Source organism: Campylobacter sp. 2018MI34, assembly GCF_016598975.1.
GTDB lineage: Bacteria > Campylobacterota > Campylobacteria > Campylobacterales > Campylobacteraceae > Campylobacter_D.
On the sequence record NZ_JAENKS010000041.1, the window covers coordinates 1 to 3,980 of the forward strand.

2 protein-coding genes and 1 pseudogene are annotated in these 3,980 nt (G+C 26.2%); 2 read left to right on the top strand and 1 reads right to left on the bottom strand.

From position 1 onward, the window contains the following. Positions 1 to 284 precede the first annotated feature (284 nt). Complete coding sequence (locus JG676_RS07585; protein WP_200217846.1) at positions 285 to 899, bottom strand: hypothetical protein; 615 nt, start codon at positions 897 to 899, stop codon at positions 285 to 287. 279 nt (positions 900 to 1,178) lie between these two features. On the opposite strand from JG676_RS07585, the gene JG676_RS07590 reads away from it, so the two are divergent. Both JG676_RS07590 and JG676_RS07595 read left to right on the top strand, forming a co-directional pair. Continuing rightward, positions 1,179 to 2,453 (top strand): major outer membrane protein, encoded by a 1,275-nt coding sequence (locus JG676_RS07590; protein WP_200217847.1) that lies wholly within the window; start codon positions 1,179 to 1,181, stop codon positions 2,451 to 2,453. Between the two features lie 637 nt (positions 2,454 to 3,090). Continuing rightward, positions 3,091 to 3,685: pseudogene (locus JG676_RS07595) on the top strand (S24 family peptidase). The last annotated feature ends 295 nt before the right edge of the window (positions 3,686 to 3,980 follow it).

A 3,980-nucleotide genomic window follows, 5' to 3' on the forward strand; every position in this document is an offset into this window, starting at 1 on the left:
CTCCTTTATTGAGTGTTTAAATTTTTATCTTTAATAATTAAATTTATTCTTATATACTATATCTATATAGCTTATACTTATTATTTATACTTATTGTTTTAGCTTAAATTGAATTAAAGCTTTATAGGTTTTTAGAATTTTTGTTTAATAAAACAAAAGCCAAAAAATATAAAACAATGATTATTGAGTAAAATTGCAAAGAATTTAAAAATATTAACTATAAAAATTGATGGTAAGAATTTAAAAGTTTTGACTAAATACTTAGCCAAAATTTGGCTAAGTTATTAAATTTGGATATCTAAAGTTTTTCCGCCAAGCTCATCTAAACGTTGATTAACCTTTTCTAAGGCCTTATCCATAGTGTCTTGACTAATCTGTGGCAACTTTCCACCCCATAAATTTGAAGCTTCTTCAAAACCTCTTTGCATCCCTTCTATGCCTTTTTTTAGCTTCTCTACATCATCTCCTGCACCCTGTATCACAAAGTCAGCTATACGATCTGCAGTATTTTGCACACCAAAAAAACCATTTTCACTAAGCAAATCCTCTAATTCACTTGAATTCATATCTAATGGATTTTTTCCAAAATATCCTATAGAAGCAAAATCTAACCCTGAAAGAATTCCTTGCGCTTTACTAAGATTATCTTGATTAAAAAGATCAAAAACTCCATTTTGAGCACTTATGCTACCACTAACAGCATTAAAAGCTTGTTGTTCAAATTCAGCCAAATATATTGCACTCATTCCTTTGCCACCTATGGCACTAAGTTGCTCAAGGACTTTTTTATCTACATTTTTGCTAGAATTTGCACTTTGAGTATTACTCTCTCTTGTTTGAGAACTAAGTTTATTGTTATTAATCTGTACAGCTACATTAGAATACGCGTTTATTTGCATATTAACTCCTTTTAATATGATTAATTAATATCGGCATTTTAATTATACACTTAATTACTTATCATTAACTTTTAAATTTTATACTTCTTACATTAAACTAATATAAAACTTCATAAATCTTAAACTCCTTAGAAAAATAACGCTCAAAATTTTTGAGCGTTTGTTTATATATGGAGTATTTATTATAAATTTAACTATCATTTAAGTATATATTAAGAAAATATAACACTTTTTTATGATACAATTGCTAGCGTAGATATTTAAATAAGGAGAAATTTTATGAAACTAGTTAAACTTAGTTTAGTAGCAGCTATGGCTGCAGGCGCTTTTTCAGTAGCAAATGCTGCTCCTTTAGAAGAAGTACTTAAAGATGTTGATGTATCTGGGGTTTTAAGATATAGATATGATACTGGAACATTTGATAAAAAATTTACACAGGATAAAGAGAGACTTAATACATCTAGACAATTGCACAAATATAGAGCACAAATCAATTTTAATGCTGCTATAGCTGATAATTTCAAAGCTTTTATGCAACTTGATTACAATGCTGCAGATGGTGGCTTTGGAACAGATAATATAAGTAGCACAGACAAAGGACTTAGCGTTCGTCAATTATACTTAACCTATACGAATGATGATTTTGCTACAAGTGTAATCGCAGGTAGACAACAACTAAATACTATCTGGACTGACAATGGTATTGATGGTTTAGTTGGAACAGGTATCAAAGTAGTAAATAATAGCATAGATGGTATCACTTTAGCTGCTTTTGCTGTAGACAGCACAAACGCAAACAGAGATACAACAATAATTCAAGCTAATGGCACTTATGAAAATGGTGATAGTGATGCTTCTGAATTTTTAAATTGGAGTAAAAATATTTATGGTGCTGCTGCACTTGCAAGCTATAGTGTTTTCGGTGGAGACATCAACTCTCAATTATGGTTAGCTTATATGCCTGATAATGCATTCTTATATGCTCTTGATGTAGCTTATAGCACAACTATATTTGATGGAGCAAAATGGACTTTAGAAGGTGCTTACTTAGGAAACTCTATGGATAGCACACTTAAAAAACAGCTTGTAGATGGTAAAAACAATAACTTCTTTGCCTTAAGAGGAACTGTTGAATTTGGTGGCTGGGATGCTACACTTGGTGGTCTATACTATGGTAAAAAAGATGGTGCTACTTTAACTGTTATTGAAGATCAAGGAAATTTAGGTTCTTTACTTGCTGGTGAAGAAATTTTCTATACATCAGGCTCTAAATTAACTGGAGATCATGCTGGTCAAAATACTTTTGGTTATATAACAGCTGGCTATACTTTTAATGAAACTGTACGCGTAGGTGGAGATTTCGTTTATGGTGGAACTAAATCTAATATTGCTGGTATAGGTGGAGATAAAATGGAAGCAGTTGCAAGAGTAGATTACAAATACTCTCCAAAACTTGACTTCTCAGCATTCTACTCATACTTAAATGTTGATAGAAAAAATGCTGGTAATGCAGATCACAGCACTGTAAGACTTCAAGCTCTTTACAAATTCTAAAAACTTTTTAAGCCTATCTTTTGATAGGCTTTTTATACTTTAAAATTGTTTTTTATTTCAATTTATCTTTTAGAATTATTTATACTTTCGGTTTTATTTTAAATACTTCATTTAAATGCTATAATATTTTTAGATATTAAAATAAATACTTTTTAACAAAATAAAACTAAAATCATTTAAAAATAAAATTTAACTTTTATTATTTCCAAAGCCATAAAATTTTCATAAAAATAATTAAATTGAAATAAATAATCATAAATTATTTTACACAAAACACTATTTCAAATATAAAAAGGTTTTAATTTAATTTTTTTCTATAAATACTATTGTAAATCTTAAATAAAAAATGTTTAATTTTATATTTTTTACAAATTTCTTTATAGCTTTTTAAATTAAAAATTAAATTTATATTTTTAATTGCGTAAACATTTATCTTTAATAAATTATCCATAAAACTGCTTTACAAGTCAAAGCCTATACTTTCCACTTGATTTATAATGCAAAATTTAAGTATATTTTTATTTAAAATCTTTTAAATTTTAACTTAAAACCTAACCTTTCAAAATAAAATATTTTCTTTGCTTTTTAATATTTTGTTTTGTGTTTAAATTCTTTGAAATTAAAACAAATTATTAAAATGCAAATGCAAGAAGTGATTGAAAAGCTAAAAGATATACTTGCAAGCGAAGGTAAGCGTGAATTAAAAACAAAAGATATAGCACAAGAATTAGGAATTAATCCTGATACTTTTAATTCTATGAAATTTAGAAATTCCATTTCTTATTCACAAATATTAAACTTCTTGCAAGAAAGAAATATAAGTATAAATTATTTCTTTTATAAAAACTCTCCAAAAGTTCAATTAGAAAGTGAAAATAAATATAAGATTTTAAAACTTTATAAAACAAATGTAAGTTTGGGTGGAGGTGGAATTAATGATTTAATAGATTATTCTAAACTTATCATAGATAAAAAACTATTAAGCTTCTTTGGAAGTAAAATTGTGAGTTTATGACTTGTTATGGAGAGAGTATGGAATCACTAATTAAAGATAGAAGTTATTTATAAGCTTTTAAAGAAAAGAGCTTAAAAATAAAAGCATTTGTGTGATTAACATAAGAGATGGACTTTTTATCAAACAAGTTTTCAAACAAGATAATGGAGTAATGCTTCATTCTTTAAATCCTTTATATAAAGACATTTTTTATAAAATGGAATTTGTATTAGTATGATTAGAATAATTCTTAACTTAAAATATTTTTAAGTTAAGAATTATTTATTTATTATTGATTAGAAAAATTAGATAAAATACAAGCAAGAATATAAGATAAAGTATTTTATTTATATGCTTATATATGAATAACTTTCATAATGATTACAAGTTTATAAAATTTGCAATTTAAATAATTGTGATAAATACAATTTTATAATTTTCTAGTCTATATATTCTATCAAAGTATCTGTTTAATTTTACATCATCAAAACTTTAGTACTTAAGATAATTTTCATTGGTTATTTAATGATTTT